The 21,373-nt window shown below is 70.3% G+C and carries 22 protein-coding genes and 1 tRNA gene; 10 read left to right on the top strand and 13 right to left on the bottom strand.

The annotated features are described in order from the left end of the window. Positions 1-71: 71 nt before the first annotated feature. Entirely contained in the window at positions 72-2,510 is a 2,439-nt protein-coding gene (locus GAK38_RS10600) for a penicillin-binding protein 1A (protein WP_443089193.1), read from the top strand. Between the two features lie 27 nt (positions 2,511-2,537). Then, the gene (locus GAK38_RS10595) at positions 2,538-2,876 is read left to right on the top strand and encodes a DUF6172 family protein (RefSeq protein ID WP_325343899.1); all 339 of its coding nucleotides are present in this window, start codon (positions 2,538-2,540) and stop codon (positions 2,874-2,876) included. On the opposite strand, the gene GAK38_RS10590 is transcribed toward GAK38_RS10595, so the two are convergent. Further along, entirely contained in the window at positions 2,813-4,210 is a 1,398-nt protein-coding gene (locus tag GAK38_RS10590; RefSeq protein WP_325343897.1) for a DEAD/DEAH box helicase, read from the bottom strand. The genes GAK38_RS10595 and GAK38_RS10590 overlap by 64 nt on opposite strands. Beyond that, the gene (locus GAK38_RS10585) at positions 4,207-4,449 is read right to left on the bottom strand and encodes a hypothetical protein (RefSeq protein ID WP_325343895.1); all 243 of its coding nucleotides are present in this window, start codon (positions 4,447-4,449) and stop codon (positions 4,207-4,209) included. The genes GAK38_RS10590 and GAK38_RS10585 overlap by 4 nt, the downstream gene beginning before the upstream one ends. 103 nt (positions 4,450-4,552) lie before the next feature. Here GAK38_RS10585 and GAK38_RS10580 point away from each other — a divergent pair, with 103 nt between their 5' ends. After that, complete coding sequence (locus GAK38_RS10580) at positions 4,553-4,888, top strand: hypothetical protein (RefSeq protein ID WP_325343894.1); 336 nt, start codon at positions 4,553-4,555, stop codon at positions 4,886-4,888. 43 nt (positions 4,889-4,931) lie between these two features. Here GAK38_RS10580 and serB read toward each other — a convergent pair whose 3' ends face one another. The 7 genes from serB to mfd all read right to left on the bottom strand — a co-directional run bounded on the left by serB (position 4,932) and on the right by mfd (position 11,357). Further along, entirely contained in the window at positions 4,932-5,678 is a 747-nt protein-coding gene (serB, locus tag GAK38_RS10575; protein ID WP_325343892.1) for a phosphoserine phosphatase SerB, read from the bottom strand. 9 nt (positions 5,679-5,687) lie between these two features. Beyond that, entirely contained in the window at positions 5,688-6,311 is a 624-nt protein-coding gene (locus GAK38_RS10570) for a hypothetical protein (RefSeq protein ID WP_325343890.1), read from the bottom strand. 11 nt (positions 6,312-6,322) lie between these two features. Next, positions 6,323-6,721, bottom strand: coding sequence for a PIN domain-containing protein (locus GAK38_RS10565; protein ID WP_325343888.1), 399 nt, complete (start codon positions 6,719-6,721; stop codon positions 6,323-6,325). Continuing rightward, positions 6,718-6,984 (bottom strand): hypothetical protein, encoded by a 267-nt coding sequence (locus tag GAK38_RS10560; RefSeq protein ID WP_325343886.1) that lies wholly within the window; start codon positions 6,982-6,984, stop codon positions 6,718-6,720. The genes GAK38_RS10565 and GAK38_RS10560 overlap by 4 nt, the downstream gene beginning before the upstream one ends. Before the next feature lie 66 nt (positions 6,985-7,050). Continuing rightward, entirely contained in the window at positions 7,051-7,488 is a 438-nt protein-coding gene (locus GAK38_RS10555) for a PIN domain-containing protein (RefSeq protein ID WP_325343884.1), read from the bottom strand. After that, complete coding sequence (locus GAK38_RS10550; RefSeq protein ID WP_325343883.1) at positions 7,485-7,805, bottom strand: antitoxin; 321 nt, start codon at positions 7,803-7,805, stop codon at positions 7,485-7,487. Before GAK38_RS10550 ends, GAK38_RS10555 begins: the two co-directional genes overlap by 4 nt. A gap of 84 nt (positions 7,806-7,889) precedes the next feature. Next, on the bottom strand, positions 7,890-11,357 hold the full coding sequence (gene mfd, locus GAK38_RS10545) for a transcription-repair coupling factor (RefSeq protein ID WP_325343881.1): 3,468 nt from the start codon (positions 11,355-11,357) through the stop codon (positions 7,890-7,892). A gap of 110 nt (positions 11,358-11,467) precedes the next feature. On the opposite strand from mfd, the gene ispD reads away from it, so the two are divergent. Both ispD and ispF read left to right on the top strand, forming a co-directional pair. Beyond that, a complete protein-coding gene (gene ispD / locus GAK38_RS10540; RefSeq protein WP_325343879.1) occupies positions 11,468-12,247 on the top strand; it encodes a 2-C-methyl-D-erythritol 4-phosphate cytidylyltransferase in 780 nt (259 codons plus the stop codon). Continuing rightward, on the top strand, positions 12,244-12,747 hold the full coding sequence (gene ispF / locus GAK38_RS10535; RefSeq protein ID WP_325343877.1) for a 2-C-methyl-D-erythritol 2,4-cyclodiphosphate synthase: 504 nt from the start codon (positions 12,244-12,246) through the stop codon (positions 12,745-12,747). Before ispD ends, ispF begins: the two co-directional genes overlap by 4 nt. Here the strand turns inward: ispF and GAK38_RS10530 are convergent. The 3 genes from GAK38_RS10530 to GAK38_RS10520 all read right to left on the bottom strand — a co-directional run bounded on the left by GAK38_RS10530 (position 12,733) and on the right by GAK38_RS10520 (position 15,286). Then, positions 12,733-14,247: a sensor histidine kinase gene (locus tag GAK38_RS10530; protein WP_325343875.1), complete on the bottom strand. Its 1,515-nt coding sequence runs from the start codon at positions 14,245-14,247 to the stop codon at positions 12,733-12,735. The two genes, ispF and GAK38_RS10530, sit on opposite strands and share 15 nt — an antisense overlap. A gap of 73 nt (positions 14,248-14,320) precedes the next feature. Then, on the bottom strand, positions 14,321-15,052 hold the full coding sequence (gene ompR, locus GAK38_RS10525) for an osmolarity response regulator transcription factor OmpR (protein WP_325343873.1): 732 nt from the start codon (positions 15,050-15,052) through the stop codon (positions 14,321-14,323). A 90-nt stretch (positions 15,053-15,142) separates the two neighbouring features. Next, the gene (locus GAK38_RS10520; RefSeq protein WP_325343985.1) at positions 15,143-15,286 is read right to left on the bottom strand and encodes a hypothetical protein; all 144 of its coding nucleotides are present in this window, start codon (positions 15,284-15,286) and stop codon (positions 15,143-15,145) included. Here GAK38_RS10520 and GAK38_RS10515 point away from each other — a divergent pair. After that, positions 15,261-15,977, top strand: coding sequence for an SIMPL domain-containing protein (locus tag GAK38_RS10515; RefSeq protein WP_325343871.1), 717 nt, complete (start codon positions 15,261-15,263; stop codon positions 15,975-15,977). The two genes, GAK38_RS10520 and GAK38_RS10515, sit on opposite strands and share 26 nt — an antisense overlap. 60 nt (positions 15,978-16,037) lie before the next feature. On the opposite strand, the gene GAK38_RS10510 is transcribed toward GAK38_RS10515, so the two are convergent. Continuing rightward, positions 16,038-16,820 (bottom strand): 3-hydroxybutyrate dehydrogenase, encoded by a 783-nt coding sequence (locus GAK38_RS10510; protein WP_325343870.1) that lies wholly within the window; start codon positions 16,818-16,820, stop codon positions 16,038-16,040. 73 nt (positions 16,821-16,893) lie between these two features. Between GAK38_RS10510 and GAK38_RS10505 the strand changes: the two genes are divergently transcribed. From GAK38_RS10505 to GAK38_RS10490, 4 genes are all read left to right on the top strand, one after another. Continuing rightward, a complete protein-coding gene (locus GAK38_RS10505; RefSeq protein ID WP_325343869.1) occupies positions 16,894-17,832 on the top strand; it encodes an alpha/beta fold hydrolase in 939 nt (312 codons plus the stop codon). After that, a complete protein-coding gene (locus tag GAK38_RS10500; protein WP_325343867.1) occupies positions 17,829-20,045 on the top strand; it encodes a RelA/SpoT family protein in 2,217 nt (738 codons plus the stop codon). The genes GAK38_RS10505 and GAK38_RS10500 overlap by 4 nt, the downstream gene beginning before the upstream one ends. Positions 20,046-20,132: 87 nt before the next feature. Continuing rightward, a tRNA-Val gene (locus GAK38_RS10495) sits at positions 20,133-20,209 on the top strand. A gap of 429 nt (positions 20,210-20,638) precedes the next feature. Then, positions 20,639-20,917, top strand: coding sequence for a hypothetical protein (locus GAK38_RS10490; RefSeq protein ID WP_325343865.1), 279 nt, complete (start codon positions 20,639-20,641; stop codon positions 20,915-20,917). The last annotated feature ends 456 nt before the right edge of the window (positions 20,918-21,373 follow it).

Raw genomic sequence — 21,373 nt, 5'->3', positions numbered from 1 at the left:
CACGGCAGCGCACTTTGTGCTGCGGCAGCGGTTCGCAAGGTTGTTACAAAGATATTCGGCAGCCGCCTAAGATGCGGCCCGTGACCGATGCCCCCGCTTCCTTCCCCGCCCGCGCGGCCCGTTCGGCGGCGGCCCGCGCCCGGCGCGCCGGCGCCGTGCTGCGGCGCCATCCGTGGTGGGCTGCCGCAGCCCTGCCCGCGGCCTTGCTTCTCTACGTGCTGATCCAGATCCCGTTCACACCGGGCATCGGCGACATCCGCCGCGTCCGCGAGGAGCGGCCTGCCGTGGTGCTGTCGGCCGATGGCCAGGCGCTGGCCGAATACCGGCGGGCCAACCGTTCGTGGGTCAAGCTCGCGGACATCTCGCCGCATGTGATCGCGGCCCTGTTGGCCACCGAGGACCGCCGCTTCTACGAGCACCACGGCATCGACGTGCGCCGCACCATCGGCGCGCTGCTGCACACCGCTCAGGGCAACCTGCAGGGCGGCTCCACCATCACCCAGCAGCTCGCGCGCAACCTGTATCCCGACGACATCGGGCGCTCGGTGTCGGTCACCCGCAAGATCCGCGAGGCCATCACCGCGCTCAAGATCGAGGCCTCGTACTCCAAGGACGAGATTCTCGAAACCTACCTCAACACCGTGCCCTTCCTCTACAACGCCTACGGCATCGAGATGGCGGCGCGGACCTATTTCGACACCTCCTCGGCCAAGCTCGACGTGCTGCAGAGCGCCACGCTGGTCGGCATGCTCAAGGGCACGAGCTACTACAACCCGGTGACACGGCCCGAGCGCGCGCAGGAGCGTCGCAACCTCGTCCTGTCGCTGATGGACGCGCGCGGCGAACTGCCCGACGGCCAGCTCCGTAAGCTCCAGGCCCGCCCCCTCAGGATCGACTTCGAGCGCCAGGTCGAGGACAGCGGCCCCGCCCCGCACCTGGCGCGCTACCTGCGTCGCTGGCTCATCGACTGGGCCGACCGCAACGACTACGACATCTATGCCGACGGCCTGCGCGTGCACACCACGATCGACGCGCGTTTGCAGGACGCGGCCAACCGCGCGGTGCAGCGCCAGGGCGACGTGCTCCAGCGCGCGGCCAGCGCCCAGTGGGGCCCGCGCGCCTGGACGGCGAACCGCCCGGTGGTGCAGGCCCTGGTGCGCGAGACCGCGGCCTACAAGATCGCGCGCGAGGCCGGCGAGGACGACGCCCATGCACTGAAGCAGGTGCTGGCCGATGCCGAGGCCATGCAGGCGCTGCGTGCCGACAAGGCGCGGCTGCAGGCCGGCTTCGTTGCCATCGACCCGCGCAACGGCGCCATCCGCGCCTGGGTCGGCAGCCGCGGCTTCGACGAGGACCAGTTCGACCACGTCCAGCAGGCCCGCCGCCAGCCGGGCTCGACCTTCAAACCCTTCGTCTATGGCGCCGCCTTCGCCCAGGGCATCGATCCGAACGAGACCTTCGTCGACGGCGCAGTCGAGATCCCGCTCGGCAACGGCCAGGTCTGGCGCCCGACCGACATCGGCGCGCCGAGCTACCAGCCGATGACCCTGCGCGACGGCCTGGCGCTGTCGAAGAACACCATCACCGCCCAGCTGGTGCAGCGCATCGGCGCGGCCAGCGTGGCGAAAACGGCGCGCGCGCTCGGCGTGCGGCAGAGCAGGCTCGACGAGGTGTTCTCGCTGGCGCTGGGCACCAGCCCGGTGACGCTCAAGGAGGTGGTCAACGCCTATGCCAGCATCGCCAACGGCGGCAACTACGTCGAGCCGCTGGTCGTCACCCGCGTGGAAGACCGCAACGGCCGCGTGCTCGAAGCCTTCCAGAGCGCGCCGCCCGAGCCGGCGCTGGAGCACGGTGCCGACCAGCTGCTGCTGGACGCCATGCGCGGGGTGGTCGACCGCGGCACCGGTACGGCGATCCGCAGCCGCTGGGGCGTGCGCGGCGACGTGGCCGGCAAGACCGGCACCACGCAGGACAACACCGACGGCTGGTTCATCCTGATGCACCCCGAGCTGGTCGCGGGCGCCTGGGTCGGCTTCAACGACAGCCGGCTGACCATGGCAGATTCCTGGGGCCAGGGCGCGCGCAGCGCACTGCCGATCGTGGGCGACTTCGTGCAGACCGCCCTGCGCACCCGGGCCATCGACCCCGACGCGGTGTTCGACGCGCCGCATGCGCCGCCGCCCGCGCCGCCGCAGGAAGTGGTGCCCGAGCAGGGCACGGTGCTGCCGGGCTGGGGCGCGACACCGGCCGCCGAAGGCGGCGAGGGCCTGCCGCCGGGCTCTCTGAGCGAGCGCCCGGCGGCGCCGGCCGAGCCTGGCAATCCAGTGGCGCCCGCGGTGGTCGGCACGCCCCTGCCGGCACCCGCCGCGCCGGTGCCGCAGCAGTCCACCACAGGGCTGCGCATCGTGCCGCCGCCGGCGCGCGGGGCGGAGCCCGGCACCGTGGTGGTGCCGCAGTCCGGCGCGGCGCAGGCCCAGCCGGTGGAGAGCGGCGTCGTCGTTCCGCGGTAGTCCATCCGGGGCGCGATACGATCGCGCATGAAAAAGACTTTTTCGATTGCCGTCGAAGGCAAGAACCGTGACCGGCTGCTCGAAGCCGTCAAGCACGACATCCGCAAGTACCTCAGACGCGAACGCCGGCGCGACCTGCCCAAGGGTGTGGACTACTGGGACTTCGACGTGCGCTTCGGCCTGACCGAGGCCACGGCCGAGAAGACCCACCTTGCCAACCTGATCGGCCTGGTGAGCGCCGCGGCCGCCGGCGGCGCGGACTCGTTCTACGTCGAGATCCTCGCCAGGCACGGCGTGCGGCACTACGAATTCCGCGACGAACCGGAGCCGGAGCCGGAGGGCGGCGCCGGCCCGTCCGCCGCCTGAACCTGTGCCGATCCTGCGGCGGCCCGCAGCCTGTCCTTCCTGCTCGGGCGCCTGCCTTTCATGCCGCTGCCATCGGCCCGCGCTGCGGTCGCCGGCGGCGGCGCCGTCTCGGCCGGTTCAAAGCCGGCCACCTGCTCCAGCGGCAGTGCCAGCCGCTGGCGTCTGGCGATCAGCCGCCAATGGGCCTCGGTCGCGGCGCTCACGAAGCTGATCGCCTGGCCGCGCCCGCCGGCGCGGCCGGTGCGCCCGATGCGGTGCACGTAGTCGTCGGCCGAGCGCGGCAGGTCGTAGTTCACCACCAGCGGCAGCTGGGCCACGTCGATGCCGCGCGCGGCCAGGTCGGTCGTCACCACGGCGTCCCAGCGGCCGGCGCGCAGCTCGGCCAGCACTTCGGTGCGCGTGCCCTGGCTCAGGTCGCCATGGAAGGCGGCGGCATAGATGCCGGCTTGGTAGAGCTTGCCGGCCACGGCGCCGGCGGCGTGCTTGGTGGCGACGAACACCATGGCCGGCCGCAGCGTTTCGTCGGCCAGCAGCTGGCGCAGCAGTTGCGTGCGGCGCGGGGCATCCACGGCGATGGCGCGCTGGTGGATGTGGGGCGACCGGTCCGCCGGCGCATCCACGCCGGGGTTGACGCGCACGTCCACCCGCACCGGCTGGCGCAGCAGCGCGTGGGCCAGCGCCTGCACCGGCGGCGCGAAGGTGGCCGAGAAGAACAGGCTCTGCCGCCGCGCCGGCAGCAGCGACAGCACGCGGTCGAACTCCCCGGCGAAGCCCAGGTCGAGCAGCCGGTCGGCCTCGTCGAGCACCAGCAGCTCCACCTGCGACAGCGTGAGCGCGTTGTGCTCGACCAGGTCGAGCAGGCGCCCCGGCGTGGCCACGGTGGCGTCGGTGCCGCCGCGCAGCGCCATGAGCTGCGGGTTGATCGATACGCCGCCGAAGGCCACGGCGATGCGCGGGCGCGGCTGGAGCTGGCGCGCCAGGTCGCGCAGCACCGTGCCGGCTTGGTGGGCCAGCTCGCGCGTGGGCACGAGCACCAGTGCGCGCAAGGAAGGGGTCTGGCCCGCCGCGGCGGGCCGCAGCAGCCGCTGCAGCAGCGGCAGCGCGAAGGCGGCCGTCTTGCCCGAGCCGGTGGGCGCGGTCGCCAGCAGGTCGGCGCCGGCGAGCGCGGGCGGGATGGCCTGGGCCTGGACGGCGGTCGGCGTGGCGAAGCCGGCGTCGGCCGCGGCCTGGCCCAGCCCGGCAGCCAGCCCGAGCGAGTTGAACCCGCGCGCAGGAATGCCTTCGGCCGGGCGGCCTGCGGTGCGAGCCCCTTCGGGCGGCCGGGCGGGGCTCATGGCGAACGGTGCAGCCGTGGCGCGGCCAGTAGCGGCAGGTTGTCGCGCACGGCGGCTTCGACGTCTCGCCACGTGCCGGCGCAGTCCGGCTGCGCCAGCCGGGCCTGCAGCGCCAGCAGGTCCTTGTGGGTCGGCGCAACCTTGATCTGCGCGATCGCGGCCGTGGTGTTGCCGCTGCGCAGCACGGCGAGGATCTGCGCCGTCCAGTCGGGTTTCTTTGCCTTGGGGCTGGTGGCCATGCGATGGAGGGGTCAAAGAGTCGGAAAAGGGCGCCTATTGTCCGTCACCGCGCCAGACGGGCGGCTGCCTTGCAAAAACCGGCCGAGGCACAAACTGTGTGCCATGACCACCTCGACCACCCATCCCCTGACCCATGCCGCCGTGCTGGCCGGTCTGCTGGAGCGGCTGGAAAGCCGCGGCCCCGCCGACGCCGGCCAGTACCGCGATGTCGCCGCCCGGCTCGCCCGCGAGCTGGCGGACGTGCCGCACGACGCGGCGCTCGAGAACCTGCTGAACGTCTCGCCGGCGGCCTCTGCCGTCTACGAGAACATCCAGTACGCCGCGGCCGGGCTGTGCCGCGCGCCGATCGACGTGGCGGTCGCGGCCGAGCTGCGTGCCCGCGAGGCGATCGCCCGGGCGCGGCGCAGCGAAGGCGCCATGCCACCTCGCGCTGCCTGAGGGAGTATATGCTGCTGGTGAGCGAGACTCGCCCGCTATAAAGCTATCCTGCTGGGGGTATGCAAGGCTGGGCGATCTCCAGCAGCCGGTCCAGCCCGCCGTCGTTGATCGCTACCTGGGCCTGCTCGCGCACCCTGGGCTTGGCGTGGTAGGCCACCGACAGGCCGGCCTCGCCCATCATCGGCAGGTCGTTGGCGCCGTCGCCCACGGCGATGGTCTCGGCCGGCGAGATGCCGAGCAGCGAGGCCACCTCCAGCAGCGTGCGGCGCTTTTCGGCGCCGTCGCAGATGTCGCCCCAGCTCTGCCGCACCACACGGCCGGTCAGCCGGCCGTCCTGCTCGTCGAGCAGGTTGGAGCGCGCGAAGTCGATGCCGAGCCGGTCCTTCACGCGGTTGGCGAAGAAGGAGAAGCCGCCCGACACCAGCAGCACCTTCAGCCCGGCCGCCTTGGCCGCGGCCACAAGTTCCCGCGCGCCGGGGTTGAGCCGCAGCCGCTCGTCGTAGACCTGCTGCAGCGCGGCCACCGGCACGCCTTCGAGCAGCGCCACGCGGCGGCGCAGGCTTTCCTTGAAGTCGGCGATCTCGCCGCGCATCGTGGCCTCGGTGATCGCGGCCACCTCCGCCTTCTTGCCCACGGCGTCGGCGATCTCGTCGATGCATTCGATGCTGATCAGCGTCGAATCCATGTCGAACGCGATGAGCTTGAAGTCGGCCAGCCGCAGTGGCGGCGCGATGCGCTGGACGACGAGGCCGGGGGAGATTTCGGTGGGCTGGGCAGCGGGAAGCGTCATGGGCGGCGATTATCCAGGCGGCGGCAGGTAGAGCCGGTCCGACCAGGTTGCGAGCCAGGCCGGCCTGAAGGCCACGAACACCGCCACGAGCATGCCGGTGACGATGCCGTCGCCCCAGGCCATGAGCCAGCGGCCCACCAGCGACAGCCCGCCGTCGATGCGCGGCAGCGCATGGCCCGCGAACTGCGACAGTGCGCCGGCGATGAACACGCAGACCACGGTGCCGAGGAAGGCGCGGCCGAGCACATAGACGAACAGGTGCGCGCCGACGAAGCGCCGCACCAGCCAGCCGAGCCCGAGCGCGAGCGTGGCCGGCGCGATGCCCTGCCAGCCGGCCAGGCCCAGGGCATCGCCCGCCGCCATCGACGGCGCGAAGGCCCAGGCCAGCGCGGCCACGGCGGCGAACACCGGCACCGCGAGCGGCCAGCCGAGCATCAGCAGCACCAGGCAGGCGCCCGACCACTGCAGCTGCAGCGGCATCGCATGCAGCGCCGGCAGCGCCCAGAGCCACGGCAGCAGCACGAGCGTGGCCAGCAGCGGCCCGCCGAGCGCACCGCCGCGCAGCATCCGCCAGGGCTGCAGCGCGAGCGCGGCGGCCAGGGCCGCCAGCAGGAGCAGGGTTTCGAGCAGCATGGCGTGGCGGGTCAGTCGTACCAGTCTTCCAGGCGCAGGCCGGGCACGTGGGCGAATTCGCGGGTGTTGTGGGTGACGACGGTGAGGCCGTGGGCGAGTGCGGTGGCGGCGATGAGCGTGTCGTAATGGCCGATGGGCCTGCCCTGCGATTCCAGTTGGGCGCGCAGTCGGCCCGCCCGCCGGGCGGCCTCGTTATCCAGCGGCAGCACCCGGTAGCGCCCGATGGAGTCTTCCAGAAAGCGCCGCAGTGGTTCGGGCCGGGTGGCCTTGGCGATGCCCGATTCGATTTCCACGATGCTGACGGCACTGATGGCGACCTCGGCGGGCGCGCAGGCTTCAATCCGTTCGCGGCAGCCACCCTGGTGGCGGTAGGCGTAGATCAGGATGTTGGTATCGACCAGCAGGCTCATTCGAATGGCACGCGCGGTACGTCTTCGCCCAGGCCCTCGTAGCGCCGCTTGGGATCGAGCAGAAAGTCCAGACCGTCGTCCTCGCCGGGTTGGCGCAAGGCATCGATTTCGTTCCAGAACTTCTGTCGATCGGCGGCAAGCCGCGCCTTCTCGGCCTCGGCGAACTGCGCGAACCACTTGCTGACCGACATCTGCGCCCGTGCCGCAGCGGCCTTGGCGGCGGCGAGGGTGTCTTCTTCCAGGTAGATGGTGACTTGCGACATGCGGCACCTCCAGCTCGGCAATTACATGAACAATTATACGGAGGCGGCCGGTTTGCAGCCCTGGGTTCAGGGCCGCAGCCAGTTCTCCAGCACGAGGCCCGGCACGCGGGCGAATTCCGCGTCGCCGCTGACCAGCGTGGCGCCGAGCGACAGCGCATGCGCGGCGATGAGGCCGTCGTTGGGGCCGATCGGCGTGCCGAGCGCTTCGAGCCGGGCGCGCAGCGCGGCATAGTGCGGCGCCACGGCCGCATCGAGCGGCAGCACCTCGAGCAGTTCGAGCTGCGCCTCGACGGCCTGCTGCACGCGCGCGGCCGGCCGCTTGGCCAGGCCGTAGAGCAGCTCGCACTGCACGACGGCGCTGATGGCCAGCGTCGCGCCGTCCCCGGCGCGGGCCAGGGCCGCGGCGGCGCGCTGCGCGGCCGGGCCGTCGGGGTGCTTCGCCAGGTCGCTGACGATGTTGGTGTCGAGCAGGTAGAGCAGGCCCGCGGCCGCCGGCGGGCTCACAGCGCCACGTCGTCGAGCGCCGGCTGGCCCGCGTCCGCGTCCGGGAATTCATAGCCTTCGGGCCAGGGGCCGAGCGTCCGGATGCGCTCGCGGGCCAGCTGCAGCGCCTCCAGGCTGCCCTTGCGCGGCAGCGGGGCCACGGGTTCGAGCACCAGCGTGTCGCCGACCTTGCGCAGGATGGCCTCCTGCGCCGGCAGTTCGAACTCGCGCGGAATGCGCACGGCCTGGTTGGCGCCGTTGCGGAACAGGCGCACGCGGCGCACCTGGTCTTCCTGCCCGGCGGCGGAGGGAAGGGGGGCTTCGGCAACGGGGTGCATGGCAGATCCTTTCGGAAGCAGGACGATGGCGCAGTCTGACATATGCCTGGGCATATGGCAAGCTGCGCCGTCTTGGCGCGCGGCTCAGGCGACGGCTTCGGCCACCGGCTGCCCCAGGCTGCGCAGCACGTCGCGCACCATCTGCGCCCGGTCCTTCGGCGCCGCGAGCTCGCGTTCGATGCGCAGCTTGTCGTTGCCCGCCAGCTTGATGTGTTTGTTCTTCTGGATCAGCCCGATGATGCGCATCGGGTCGATCGGCGGATTCGGCTGGAAGGTGATGCTGATGACGCCCGGCGCCGCGTCGACCTTGACCACGCCGTAGCCCTTGGCCAGCACGCGCAGGCGGTGCACGTCGATCAGCGTCTGCGCCTGCGGCGGCAGCTTGCCGAAGCGGTCCACGATCTCCTCGACCAGCGCATCCAACTGGTCGGCCGTCCTGGCGGTGGCGAGCTTCTTGTAGAACGACAGGCGCAGGTGCACGTCGCCGCAGTAGTCGTCGGGCAGCAGCGCGGGGGCGTGCAGGTTGATCTCGGTGGTCGCGGCCATCGGCGCGAGCAGGTCGGGCTCCTTGCCGGCCTTGAGCGCGGCCACGGCCTCGGCCAGCATCTCGTTGTAGAGCTGGAAGCCCACTTCCATCATGTTGCCGCTCTGGCTCTCGCCGAGCACCTCGCCGGCGCCGCGGATCTCCAGGTCGTGCATCGCAAGGTAGAAGCCCGAGCCCAGTTCCTCCATCTGCTGGATCGCGTCGAGCCGCTGCGCGGCCTGCTTGGTCAGCCCGTCGATGTCGGGCACCATGAGGTAGGCATAGGCCTGGTGGTGGCTGCGTCCCACGCGGCCGCGCAGCTGGTGCAGCTGCGCCAGGCCGAACTTGTCGGCGCGGCTGATGACGATGGTGTTGGCCGTCGGCACGTCGATGCCGGTCTCGATGATGGTCGAGCACAGCAGGATGTTGTAGCGCTGGGCGACGAAGTCGCGCATCACGCGCTCCAGCTCGCGCTCGGGCATCTGGCCGTGGGCCACGGCGATGCGGGCCTCGGGCAGGATCTCTTCGAGCTTCTGGCGCCGGTTCTCGATCGTCTCGACCTCGTTGTGGAGGAAGTAGACCTGCCCGCCGCGCTTCAACTCGCGCAGCACCGCCTCGCGGATCACGCCGGTGCCCTCGTTGCGCACGAAGGTCTTGATCGCGAGCCGGCGCTGCGGCGCGGTGGCGATCACGCTCAGGTCGCGCAGGCCTTCGAGCGCCATGCCGAGCGTGCGCGGGATCGGCGTGGCCGTGAGCGTGAGCACGTTCACCTCGGCGCGCAGGGCCTTCATCGCCTCCTTGTGGCGCACGCCGAAGCGGTGCTCCTCGTCGATGATGAGCAGGCCGAGGTTGGCGAACTTCACCGATTCGCTGAGCAGCTTGTGCGTGCCCACGACGATGTCCACGCTGCCTTCGGCCAGGCCCTTGGCGGCCGCGCCGATCTCCTTGGCGGAGCGGAAGCGGCTCATCTCGGCGATCTTCATCGGCCACTTGCCGAAGCGGTCCACCAGCGTCTGGTAGTGCTGCTCGGCCAGCAGCGTGGTCGGCGCGAGGAAGGCGACCTGCCGGCCGCCGAGCACCGCGATGAAGGCCGCGCGCAGCGCCACCTCGGTCTTGCCGAAGCCGACGTCGCCGCAGACCAGGCGGTCCATCGGCTGCGGGCTCACCATGTCCTGGATCACCGCATGGATCGCGGCGCGCTGGTCGGCCGTCTCCTCGAAGCCGAAGTCCTTGGCGAAGACTTCGTATTCCTGCGCCGCGTAGCGGAACGCATGGCCCTCGCGCGCCGCGCGGCGGGCGTAGATGTTGAGCAACTCGGCCGCGGCGTCGCGCACCTGCTCGGCGGCCTTGCGCCTGGCTTTCTCCCACTGGCCCGAGCCGAGCTTGTGCAGCGGCGCCTCGTCGGCGGAGACGCCGGTGTAGCGGCTGATCTGGTGGAGCTGGCTCACCGGCACGTAGAGCGTGGCCTTGTCGGCGTATTCGAGGTGCAGGAACTCCTGCACCGCCGGGCTGCCGTCCTCGTTCTTCGCGCCGAGGTCCATGTTGACCAGGCCGTGGTAGCGGCCGATGCCGTGCTGGGCATGCACCACCGGGTCGCCCGGCGTGAGCTCGGCCAGGTCCTTGATCAGCGCATCGACGTCGCTGACTTGCTCCTGCCGCCGGCGGCGCCGCGCGGTGGGCGCGGCGGCGAACAGCTCGGTCTCGGTGACGAAGTCGATCGCCTGCTCCACCCAGCGGAAGCCCGCGGCGAGCGCCGCGGTGGCGATGCCGGCCTTCTCGTCGCTGGCCTCGAACTCGGCCAGCGAATCGAACGCGGGCGGGTTCAGGCCGCTCGCGCGCAGAAAGTCGAGCAGGCTCTCGCGCCGGCCGTCGCTTTCGGCCAGCAGCAGCACGCGGTCGGGCGTGGCCGCGATGTGCGATTGCAGCCGCGCGAGCGGCTCCTCGGTGCCGCGCGCGGCCGAGAGGTCGGGCAGGGCTTGGAAGAGGGCGCTGTCCGGGTGGTCGCTGGCGCCGGGCCGCACGGCGATCTGCGCATGCGCGTTGGCGCGGCCGTAGAACTGCTCGGCCGTGAGAAACAGCGTCTCGGGCGGCAGCGCGGGGCGGTCGGGATCGCCCTGGATCAGCCGGAAGCGCTCGCGCGTGTCCTGCCAGAAGCGCTGGAACGCGGCCTCCAGGTCGCCGTGCAGCACGACCGTGGCACCTTCTCCCAGATAGTCGAACACGGTGGCCGTCTCGTCGAAGAACAGCGGCAGGTAGTACTCGATGCCGGCCGTGGCCAGGCCCGCGCCCATGTCCTTGTAGATGCGGCTCCTCGTCGGGTCGCCTTCGAGCAGCTCGCGCCAGCGGCGGCGGAACCCGGCCCGTGCGTCCTCGTCCATCGGGAACTCGCGGCCCGGCAGCAGCCGCACCTCGGGCACCGGATACAGGCTGCGCTGGCTGTCGGGGTCGAAGGTGCGGATCGAGTCGATCTCGTCGTCGAACAGGTCCACCCGATACGGCTGGGAGGAACCCATCGGGAACAGGTCGATCAGGCCGCCGCGCACGGCGTACTCCCCGGGGCTTACGACCTGCGTCACATGGCTGTAGCCGGCGAGCGTCAGCTGCGCCTTGAACTTCGCCTCGTCGAGCCTTTGCTTCGTCTGGAAGTGGAAGGTGTAGCCGGCCAGGAACGAGGGCGGCGCAAGGCGGTAGAGCGCCGTGGTGGCCGGGGCGATCACCACGTCGGCCTCGCCCTGGCTGATGCTCCACAGCGTGGCCAGACGCTCGCTGATCAGGTCCTGGTGCGGCGAGAAGGTGTCGTAGGGCAGCGTCTCCCAGTCCGGGAACAGCACGCAGCGCAGCGCCGGCGCGAAGAACGCGATCTCGTCGATGAGCCGCTGCGCATCGGCCGGGTCGGCCGCGATGATGGCCGTGCGCCGGCCTGCGGCGCAGTCGCGCTCGGCCACGCGGGCCAGCAGCAGGGCATCGGCCGAACCGGCCGGGCGCGGCAGCGCATAGCGCTTGCCGGGGAATAGGGGGGGGAGTACCATGCGGGGGCGGGCGTGATGCGCGCGCGTGGCGCACATACTGGCAACTGTTTCTGATGCGCCCCGGGATCGGGGCCAGAAGAGGAAAGAAGCGATTCTAGAATGCGCCTCCCATGACCGCGCTGCCGCCCGTATCCGCCCCTGTGCCTCCTGCCTCCTCCGTCGCGCAGGCAGCCGCCTGGGCCCTGGTGCCCTGTGCCGGCAGCGGATCGCGCGCCGGCGCGGGCGGCCTGCCCAAGCAGTACCGCGATGTGGCCGGGCGGCCGCTGGTGCTCCACACGCTGGCCGCATTCGCCGGTGTCGCCCGGCTGCGCGGCATTCTCGTGGCCGTGGCGCCGGGCGATGAATTCCTGCGGCCCTATGCCGAAGCCTTCACACTGGGCGGCTGCGGCGGCGCCACCCGCGCCGCCACGGTGCGCCGCGGCCTCGACCGGCTGCGCCATGCCGGTGCGCTCGATGGCGACTGGGTGCTGGTGCACGACGCCGCGCGCTGCCTGGTTACTACAGCCCAGATCGACGCGCTGATCGACGCCTGCGCCGGCGATCCGGTCGGCGGTCTGCTGGCCCAGCCGCTGGCCGACACGCTCAAGGAAGGTTCGCCGCCCGGCCCGCACGGCCCCCGCGTCGAGCGGACGCTCGACCGCGGCGGCAAGTGGCTGGCGCAGACGCCGCAGATGTTCCGCCTGGGCGCGCTGGCCGATGCGCTCGACCGCGCCGGCGACGAGGTCACCGACGAAGCCAGCGCCTTCGAGCGGCTCGGCCTGCGCCCGCGCCTGGTGCCGGGCAGCGCCCAGAACTTCAAGGTCACCTGGCCCGAGGACTTCGCGCTGGCCGAAGCCCTGCTGTCCACACGCCGGATCCTCTCCATTGCATCGCCTTCCACTTCTGCATGACCTCATCCAACACCCCCTTCCCGCCCTTTCGCATCGGTGAGGGCTGGGACGTCCACGCCCTGGTCGAAGGCCGGCCGCTGATCATCGGCGGCATCGAGATACCGCACACCCGGGGCCTGCTCGGCCATTCGGACGCCGACGTGCTGCTGCATGCGATCACCGATGCGCTGCTGGGCGGCGCGGGGCTGAGCGATATCGGCCGTCACTTTCCCGACACCGACCCGCGCTTCAAGGGCGCCGATTCGGTTGCGCTGCTGCAGGAGGCCGCGCGCCGGGTGGCCGCGGCCGGCTGGAAGATCGGCAACATCGACTCCACGGTCGTCGCCCAGGCGCCGCGCCTGGCCGCGCACATCCCGCGCATGCAGGAGCGCATCGCCGGGGCGCTGGGGCTTCAGGCGTCCCAGGTCAACGTGAAGGCCAAGACGGCCGAGCGCCTGGGGCCGGTGGGGCGGGGCGAGGGCATCGAGGCCAACGCCGCCGTCCTGCTATTTGGCGCTTGAGAGGGCCGCGCCGCCGCTGTCGTCGCGGTTGCCGCGCTGCAGGCGGCTCTTGCGGGCGGCCGAGCCGCTGCCCGGCTGCTCGACCGCACGGCGCAGCTGGAGATGCGCCGCCAGGCCGCCCGAACTGGTGTTGGCCAGCGCGAACACGCCGCCCATGCGCTGCACCGTCTTGTCGACGATCGACAGACCCAGGCCGGCGCCCGTGGCCTCGGTGCGGGCCGAGTCGCCGCGGAAAAAGGGCTTGGTCAGGTCGCCGATCGCGTCGTCCGGCACGCCCGGCCCATGGTCGCGCACCTTCACCAGAACCCATTCGTCGCGTTCCTTGGCCGCGATGTCCACATAGGCCACGCCGGTGCCTGGCGACTTGCCGTAGCGGCGGGCATTCTCCAGCAGGTTGGAGATCACGCGGCGCAGTTCCACCTCGTCGGCCAGCACGCGCAGGTCCGGCGGCACCGAGTCGTTGATGAGGATGTCCGGCTGCTGCTGCACCGCGTAGAGGCAGGAGGCGACCACGTCGCGCAGCAGGATGGGCTTGAGCTCGACCTGGTCCGGACGGGCGTAGTCGAGAAACTTGTCGATGATCGCGTCGAGCTGCGCGATGTCGGCCACCATGTGGTCGCGCGCGGCCTTGTCGGCCACGCTCATCTCGGTTTCGAGCCGCAGGCGCGCCAGCGGCGTGCGCAGGTCGTGCGAGATGCCGGCCAGCATGATGGCGCGGTCCTGCTCCACCTTGGCCAAGCGCTGCGCCATGCGGTTGAAGCCGATGTTGACCTCGCGGATCTCGCTGGTCACGGCCTCCTCGTCCAGACGGCTGGCGGCGAAGTCGCCGTCGCGCACCCGGTTGGCCGCGAACGACAGCTGCTTGAGCGGCCGGTTGATCAGCCGCGCGATCGCCGCCGCGCCTGCCAGCGACAGCGCCGCGGCCGTCACCAGCCAGACCAGCCAGGTCTTGCCGGTGGCCGGCGTGAAGCGCTCGCGGTCCAGCAGCAGCCAGTTGGCATCGCCATTGATGGTGAAGCCGATCCACAGCCCCGGCTCGCCGTTGACGGCCTGCGCCAGGATGGTCTCGGCGCCGAGCCGACGCTTGAGTTCCGCGGCCAGCCGCCCGCCGATGTCGGAGCCGTCGAGCAGTTCGAAGCGGTCGCCCGGCTCGCGCGGCAGGATGCGCACGCCCTCCTGCTCGGCCATGGTCTTGATCAGCGACACGCGCGCGATCGCATCGGCATGGATCAGCGCCACCCGGCTCAGGTTGACCAGCGAGCCGATCTGCTGCGCCGTGCTGACCGCGCGTGGCTCGAACTCCAGCGCCCGCAGCGTCTGCACCCACGCCAGGATGCATCCGGTCAGCAGGATCGCGAGCAGAAAGAAAGTGCGCCAGAAAAGGTTGAGACCGACCCGCGCCCGCGCACGCTCATGCCGCGCCTGGGCCTGCGCCCACTCCAGCGGCGCGGGGCTCGTCGGCTCCGGAACCAGCGAGGAGGAAGAAGGATGGCTGGGCACCTCAGGCCCCGCCGACGGCCTGCGCACGGCCGCAGCCTGCGGCCGCGGGAGACGCCGCTCGGGAAGCCGTCATCTAATTCGTTCCGTCGGGAACGAACACGTAGCCTACGCCCCAGACGGTCTGGATGTAGCGCGGCGCCGCCGCATCGGCCTCCACCAGCTTGCGCAGGCGCGAGATCTGCACGTCCAGGCTGCGGTCGAACGGTTCGAACTCGCGGCCGCGGGCCAGCAGCGCCAGCTTCTCGCGCGACAGCGGCTGGCGCGGATGGCGCACCAGGGCCTTGAGCATCGCGAACTCGCCGGTGGTCAGCGGCAGTTCCTCGCCGTTCTTCTGCAGGGCGCGCGTGCCCATGTCGAAGGTGAACGGGCCGAAGGTGACGACCTCGTTTTCGCCCGAGGGCGCGCCCGGCGCCTCCTGCGGCGGGCGGCGCCGCAGCACCGCGTGGATGCGGGCCAGCAGTTCCCGCGGATTGAAGGGCTTGCCGAGGTAGTCGTCGGCACCCACTTCGAGGCCGACGATGCGATCCACGTCCTCGCCCTTGGCGGTCAGCATGATGATGGGGGTGCGGTCGTTGGCCGCGCGCAGGCGGCGGCAGATCGACAGGCCGTCCTCGCCCGGCATCATGAGGTCGAGCACGATGAGGTCCACCGTCTCGCGCAGCAGGATGCGGTTGAGCGCCTTGCCGTCTTCGGCGACCATGATCTCGAATCCCTCCTGCGTGAGGTAGCGGCGCAGCAGGTCCCGGATGCGGGCATCGTCATCCACCACGAGGATCTTGTCGGTACGGCTGGCGGTCTGGGTCATAAGCGTTCGCGAGCTGAATTTGTAACAGCGACCGATTCTGCGGGGTTTACCCGTCAAAAAGCGGCTTTTCCCCCACGTTCTGACCAACTGTTACAAGAGTTTCGGCGGCTGGTCGGGGTGTCTTTCCGATGCGTGTCCAATCGGTTGCGCCGGGCTTGCGCTGCTCAGCGGTGTGGTCACGGCAATTGCCATTGAATAGAAAATGTTGATGAAAAATGCCGTCAGGTTGCTCATATATGTGAGCGTGATCCTTGGAACTGCTACCGCCGCCGCCCAGACCGCCGTGGCCCATTCCGAGCCGCGCAACGTCGTCCAACTGTCGGCCAACGGCACGGTCGAGGTGCAGCAGGACCTGCTCCAGCTCACCTTGAGCACCACGCGCGAGGGGGCCGAGCCCGCGGCCGTGCAGTTGGAGCTGCGGGAAGCTCTTGACAAAGCGCTGGCGCGTGCTCGCAGTGCGGAGCAGCGCGGGCAGCTCGATGTGCGGACCGGCAACTTCAGCATCCACCCGCGCTACAACAAGGACGGGCGCATCGCCAACTGGCAGGGCAGCGTCGAACTGGTGCTGGAGGGGCGCGATTTCGACCGCATCACGTCGACGGCCGCCACGATCCGCGAATTGACGCTCGGCCAGATCGCGTTCGGCCTGAGCCGCGCGCAGCGGCAGAAGGTGGAGGGCGAGGCCCAGACCCAGGCCATCGAGCGGTTCAAGGCCCGCGCCGGCGACCTGGCGCGGGGCTTCGGCTTCACCGGCTACACGCTGCGCGAGGTGTCGGTCGATACCAGCGATGCGTCGCCGGGCCCGCGACCGCGTTTCATGGCGGCCGAGGCCAAGAGCTTCTCCGATGCGCCGGCGCCGGTGCCGGTCCAGGCCGGCCGCAGCACCGTCACCGTCACGGTGTCGGGCAGCGTGCAGATGCAGTGAAGGGGGTATACCTCCCAGGCAGGCGGCTGGCGCACGCCAGGGAAGGTTGCTCGGGGGAGTTTACTGGGCGGTCCAGCCGCCGTCCACCTGCCAGGTCACGCCGCGCACGTTGTCGGCGGCGTCCGATGCCAGGAACAGCGCCAGCGCGCCGAGCTGCTCGGGCGTCGTGAACTGGAGGGAGGGCTGCTTCTCGCCGAGCAGTTCGCGCTCCGCGTCTTCCTCGGAGAGGCCGTCCTTGGCCTTGCGGGCGTCGATCTGCTTTTGCACCAGCGGCGTCAGCACCCAGCCCGGGGCGATGGCGTTGACCGTGACGCCGGTGGTCGCCGTCTCCAGCGCCACGGTCTTGGTGAAGCCCACGAGGCCATGTTTGGCCGCGACATAGGCCGACTTCTGCGCCGAGGCCACGAGGCCGTGCGTGCTCGCGATGTTGATGATGCGGCCCCAGTTGGCCGCCTTCTGGGCCGGCAGCACCAGCCGGGTCGTGTGGAAGGCGCTCGTGAGGTTGAGCGCGATGATGGCGTCCCACTTCTCGACCGGGAAGTCCTCGACCGGCGCCACGTGCTGGATGCCGGCGTTGTTCACCAGGATGTCCACGCGGCCGAACTCCTTCTCCGCGAAGCGGATCAGGTCCTCGATCTCGGCGGGCTTGCTCAGATCGGCGCCGTGGTAGACCACGCGGATGCCGTGGGCCGCCCCAGCCTTCTGCACGGCCTGCTTGGCGGCTTCGGCGTCGCCGAAGCCGTTGATCACCACGTTGGCCCCCGCGCCGGCGAAAGCCTCCGCAATGCCGAGGCCGATGCCGCTGGTCGAGCCGGTCACGAGAACTGTTTTTCCCTGGGTCATGGAAGGTGCTCCGGTTGATTTACGATCCCGAAAGGCCATTATCAAAGGCATCCCGTTTCTCTGCTCGACGTCCATGCAACCTACGCTGAACTACGTAACCTGCCCCGGTCCCGATGCCATCGGAGGCGCAGCCGGCGCGGGCCACCGGATGGCGTACTGGGAGTGGAACGGCACCGGCGACCCCCGCCATCCGCACGTCGTCGTCTGCGTGCACGGCCTCACGCGGCAGGGCCGCGATTTCGACGCGCTGGCCTTGGCGCTCGCGCAGCGCGCCCGCGTCATCGGCGTGGATGTCGTCGGCCGCGGCCGCAGCGACTGGCTGGCCGACGCGGCCGGCTACCAGATCCCCGTCTATGCCGGCGACATGCTGGCCCTGCTGGCGCACCTGCACCGGCAGTCGCCCATCGGCACGCTCGACTGGGTCGGCACCAGCATGGGCGGGCTGATCGCGCTGGCGCTGTGTGGCCAGCCCGGGCTGCCCCTGCCGCTGCCGGTGCGCCGGCTGGTGCTCAACGACATCGGCCCGGTGCTGCAGTGGTCGGCGCTGCAACGCATCGGCGGCAATGTCGGTCTGCCGCTGCGCTTCGACACGCTGGAGCAGGGCGCCGACTGGCTGCGGCAGGCCGCCTCCGGCTTCGGCCCGCACACGCAGGAGCAGTGGCTCGCGTTGTCGCGGCCCATGCTCGTACCGCTGGGCGACGGCGGCTTCAGGCTGCACTACGACCCGGCCATCGCCGCGCCTTTCCGCGCGGTCGACGAGGAAGGCACGGCGCGCAGCGAAGCCATCCTCTGGCAGCTCTACGACCACATCACCGCCTCCACGCTGCTGGTGCGCGGCGCGGACTCCGACCTGCTGAGCCGCGAGACGGCCGAGGCCATGACGCACCGCGGCCCGCATGCGCGCCTGGTCGAATTCGACGGTGTCGGCCATGCGCCGACCTTCGTGGCCCCGGTCCAGATCGCCGTGGTCGAAGGCTTCCTCTTCGGCCCCGGATCGCCGGAGGCGCCATGAAGAGCCGCGCAGCCGCACTGCCGGCCGCCGTCACGCATGCCCCGGTCCCCGAGCTGATTGCCGCGACGGCGCAGAGCCCGGACGGCCAGCCGAACGCCCTGGCGCGGGCGCGGGCCTTCGCCGTGCCGCTGATCGAGGGCGAACGGCTCGACACCGGCGAGAACACGCTGGCCCATGCCGACGCGGTCGCCGCGATCCTGCGCCAGCTCGGCGGCTCCGAGGCCATGCAGGCCGCGAGCTATCTCGTCCATGCCTGCGAGCACCTGAACCGGCCGCAGGAAGTGATCGCCAAGGCCTTCGGCGCCAACTTCGCGGAACTCGCGGTCGAGACCACCAAGCTCATGCGCGTGCAGCAGCAGGCGCGGGCCGCATCGGTCGGCGGCACGGTGCCCGGCGATTCGGCGGCGCAGACCGAGAACGTGCGCAAGATGCTGCTGGCCTTCTCGCGCGACCTGCGCGTGGTGATGCTGCGGCTCGCCTCGCGCCTGCAGACGCTGCGTTTCAGCGCGGCAAGCAAGCGGCCGGTGTCCGAGGCGCTTGCGCACGAGTCGCTGCACATCTTCGCGCCGCTGGCCAACCGCCTGGGCATCTGGCAGCTGAAATGGGAGCTGGAAGACCTGTCCTTCCGCTTCCTGGAGCCCGAGACCTACAAGCAGATCGCCCGGCTGCTCGACGAGAAGCGCGCCGAGCGCGAAGTCGCGATGGAGCAGCTGCGCACCGGGCTCGAGGCGGACCTGCGCGCGCGCAGCATCGGCGCCACCGTGCAGGGCCGTCCGAAGCACATCTACAGCATCGTGCGCAAGATGCGCGGCAAGTCGCTGGATTTCGACCAGGTCTTCGATGTGCGCGCGCTGCGCGTCGTCGTGCCCACGGTCAAGGACTGCTATGCGGCGCTCTCGTGGGTGCACGAGCGCTTCAGCCCCATCGTCGAGGAGTTCGACGACTACATCGCCCGCCCCAAGCCCAACGGCTACCAGTCGCTGCACACGGTGGTGCGCGGCAGCGACGGCAAGCCCATCGAGATCCAGATCCGTACCCAGGCCATGCACGAGCATGCCGAGCACGGCGTGGCCGCGCACTGGGCCTACAAGGAGGCGGGCGCCAAGGGCTATGCTGGCGTGTCGGCAGCCAGCGCCTACGACGCGAAGATCGCGGTGCTGCGCCAGCTGCTGGCCTGGGAGCGCGACCTGTCGGGCCTGCCGGGCAACCGCGGCCTGTTCGACGACCGTATCTACGTGCTCACGCCCGACGCCGCCATCGTCGAGCTGCCGCGCGGCGCCACGCCGGTCGACTTCGCCTACAGCGTGCACACCAGCGTCGGCCACCGCTGCCGCGGCGCGCGCATCGACGGCGCGATGGTGCCGCTCAACACGCCGCTGCAAAACGGCCAGACCGTCGAGATCGCCACGGTGAAGGAAGGCGGGCCGTCGCGCGACTGGCTCAATGCCGACCTGGGCTATGCGACCAGCCACCGCGCGCGGTCGAAGATCCGCGCCTGGTTCAACGCCCAGGCCACGCATGAAACCGTCGCGCGCGGCCGCGAGGCGGTCGAGAAGCTATTGCAGCGCGAAGGCAGGACGGCGATCAAGCTCGACGAACTGGCATCGCAGCTCGGCTTCAAGACCGCCGATGCGCTGTTCGAGGTGGTGGGCAAGGACGAGTTCTCGCTGCGCACCATCGAAACGCTGCTGCGCCCGTCGGAGCCCGAGCCCACTGCCGGCGAGGTGCTGCTTCGCAAGCCCCGCAGCGAGGGCAGGCCGCCGCGCGGCGGCGTGCTGGTGGTCGGCATCGATTCGCTGATGACGCAGCTGGCCAAGTGCTGCAAGCCGGCGCCCCCCGACGAGATCCGCGGCTTCGTCACGAGGGGCAAGGGCGTCAGCGTGCACCGTGCCGACTGCAGCAACTTCCGCGAGATGGCTGCACGCAACGGCGAGCGGGTCATCGACGTCGAGTGGGGCCAGCCCAAGTCCGGCGTCGCCGCCGTCTATCCGGTCGACGTGATGGTCGAGGCCGCGGATCGCCAGGGCCTACTGCGCGACATCTCCGATGTGTTCGCGCGCGAGAAGACCAACGTGATCAGCGTGCAGACGCAATCAGTCAAGGGCACGGCGTGGATGACGTTCACCGTCGAGGTCTCGGATGCAGGCCGCCTGCAGCGTGTGCTCGGGATCGTGCGCGAGGTCGGCGGCGTGCGCGCGGCGCGCAGGCGCTGATCCGGCGGCCAGCAACTTTTTGTCCGTTTTTGCCCGGAACGCCATTTTTCCATGGCTATAATCCAAGTCCGTTCAGAAACGAACGACAGGCGCGTAGCTCAGCTGGTTAGAGCACCACCTTGACATGGTGGGGGTCGTTGGTTCGAGTCCAATCGCGCCTACCAATAAAATCAACAACTTACGCAAGTTTGATCCAGATTTTGTTGGTCAGTACGGAAATCAAAGTAGCCCCGCAAGGGGCTATTTTTTTGTCTGCATCAATCCTTCCTTCAAGATTTGGGACATCTCCCGGCTGCGCCGGGCCGCGCTGTACTGTGCTCCGCATCGAGCCGCCTGCAGCGTCTCGACCTTTCGGCTCCCATCGCTGATGCCTCCGCAGCCGTGGTGCTGTGCGCTGCGCTTGCCGTGCGGGTTGCATGGCGGTGGCTTGCTGGTTCCCTCCATCCTGTCACGCCGGTCTTGCGGTCAAGGTCGGCGCGTGCGCTGCACGCTTGCGGCCTGCGGCCTGCGGCCGTCTAGCGAAACTGTGACCGCTGCGTTGCGGCGTGCCGTCTCCGGTCTCAGGCAATCCCGCCCGATCACTGGAGTCCGCCATGACGCGCGATCTATTTTCCTACCTCGAATCCTTCGCTTCCCCTTCCGCTTCCCCTTCGCCGCTGCTGGTGTGCGAGGGCGCCGGCCAGGACCGGCCGGGCGTGGCCGATGAGGTGTTGCAGGCCGCACAGCGGGTGCTGGCAAGCCAAGTGCGCGGCACCACCTGCTGGACTCGCCTGCATGGGCTCGGTGAGCGTCTGACGGGAAAGAGGTGTCGCCCTTCGACATCGGTAGGGACCTGGGCGCTGCCTTGCGTCTGCTCGGTGACACCGGCTTGACCGGTACGGCCCTCGCGGGCATCATGGCTGCCTGGGATGCGCTTGCGCTTGCGCTTGCGCTTGCCGCTGGCATGCCATTGGCGCGTCTCCTTGGCGATAGCCTTCGTCCCGTGCCTTCATACTTCAGCCAGGCCAAGGAATGGATGGGCCAAGCGTGGCTCGGAACTCGCCGAGGAGTGCTTGAAGCAAGGCTTTAAAGCCATGAAGGTGAAATCGGCTATCCCACTGTCAAGGAAGACCTGATCGTGGTTCGGAAAGTGCAATCGGTGCTCGGGCAGGAGGCAGTACTTGCGGTCGATTACAACCAGTCTCTGTCCGTCCCGGAGGCTGAGCCTGTCCGAAATTTTGTGTGTGAGGCATAGCATGTCAATGAGGAGCATGTATGCCGACGAGCAAGACGAAAACGAAGAACGCAGCGATAGCCGCCCGAACGGCGGCGTTGCCCACGATCCCCAA

The sequence above is a fragment of the Xylophilus sp. genome (genome assembly GCA_009914555.1).
In the GTDB taxonomy this organism is placed as follows: domain Bacteria; phylum Pseudomonadota; class Gammaproteobacteria; order Burkholderiales; family Burkholderiaceae_C; genus WNDY01.
This window is presented reverse-complemented; position numbering and strand designations above follow the sequence as displayed.

Coding starts and splice junctions, on each gene's coding strand:
- GAK38_RS10600 (WP_443089193.1), top strand. CDS start 72: ATGCGGCCCGTGACCGATGCCCCCGCTTCCTTCCCCGCCCGCGCGGCC.
- GAK38_RS10595 (WP_325343899.1), top strand. CDS start 2,538: ATGAAAAAGACTTTTTCGATTGCCGTCGAAGGCAAGAACCGTGACCGG.
- GAK38_RS10590 (WP_325343897.1), bottom strand. CDS start 4,210: ATGAGCCCCGCCCGGCCGCCCGAAGGGGCTCGCACCGCAGGCCGCCCG.
- GAK38_RS10585 (WP_325343895.1), bottom strand. CDS start 4,449: ATGGCCACCAGCCCCAAGGCAAAGAAACCCGACTGGACGGCGCAGATC.
- GAK38_RS10580 (WP_325343894.1), top strand. CDS start 4,553: ATGACCACCTCGACCACCCATCCCCTGACCCATGCCGCCGTGCTGGCC.
- serB (WP_325343892.1), bottom strand. CDS start 5,678: ATGACGCTTCCCGCTGCCCAGCCCACCGAAATCTCCCCCGGCCTCGTC.
- GAK38_RS10570 (WP_325343890.1), bottom strand. CDS start 6,311: ATGCTGCTCGAAACCCTGCTCCTGCTGGCGGCCCTGGCCGCCGCGCTC.
- GAK38_RS10565 (WP_325343888.1), bottom strand. CDS start 6,721: ATGAGCCTGCTGGTCGATACCAACATCCTGATCTACGCCTACCGCCAC.
- GAK38_RS10560 (WP_325343886.1), bottom strand. CDS start 6,984: ATGTCGCAAGTCACCATCTACCTGGAAGAAGACACCCTCGCCGCCGCC.
- GAK38_RS10550 (WP_325343883.1), bottom strand. CDS start 7,805: ATGCACCCCGTTGCCGAAGCCCCCCTTCCCTCCGCCGCCGGGCAGGAA.
- mfd (WP_325343881.1), bottom strand. CDS start 11,357: ATGGTACTCCCCCCCCTATTCCCCGGCAAGCGCTATGCGCTGCCGCGC.
- ispD (WP_325343879.1), top strand. CDS start 11,468: ATGACCGCGCTGCCGCCCGTATCCGCCCCTGTGCCTCCTGCCTCCTCC.
- ispF (WP_325343877.1), top strand. CDS start 12,244: ATGACCTCATCCAACACCCCCTTCCCGCCCTTTCGCATCGGTGAGGGC.
- ompR (WP_325343873.1), bottom strand. CDS start 15,052: ATGACCCAGACCGCCAGCCGTACCGACAAGATCCTCGTGGTGGATGAC.
- GAK38_RS10515 (WP_325343871.1), top strand. CDS start 15,261: ATGAAAAATGCCGTCAGGTTGCTCATATATGTGAGCGTGATCCTTGGA.
- GAK38_RS10520 (WP_325343985.1), bottom strand. CDS start 15,286: ATGAGCAACCTGACGGCATTTTTCATCAACATTTTCTATTCAATGGCA.
- GAK38_RS10510 (WP_325343870.1), bottom strand. CDS start 16,820: ATGACCCAGGGAAAAACAGTTCTCGTGACCGGCTCGACCAGCGGCATC.
- GAK38_RS10505 (WP_325343869.1), top strand. CDS start 16,894: ATGCAACCTACGCTGAACTACGTAACCTGCCCCGGTCCCGATGCCATC.
- GAK38_RS10500 (WP_325343867.1), top strand. CDS start 17,829: ATGAAGAGCCGCGCAGCCGCACTGCCGGCCGCCGTCACGCATGCCCCG.
- GAK38_RS10490 (WP_325343865.1), top strand. CDS start 20,639: ATGACGCGCGATCTATTTTCCTACCTCGAATCCTTCGCTTCCCCTTCC.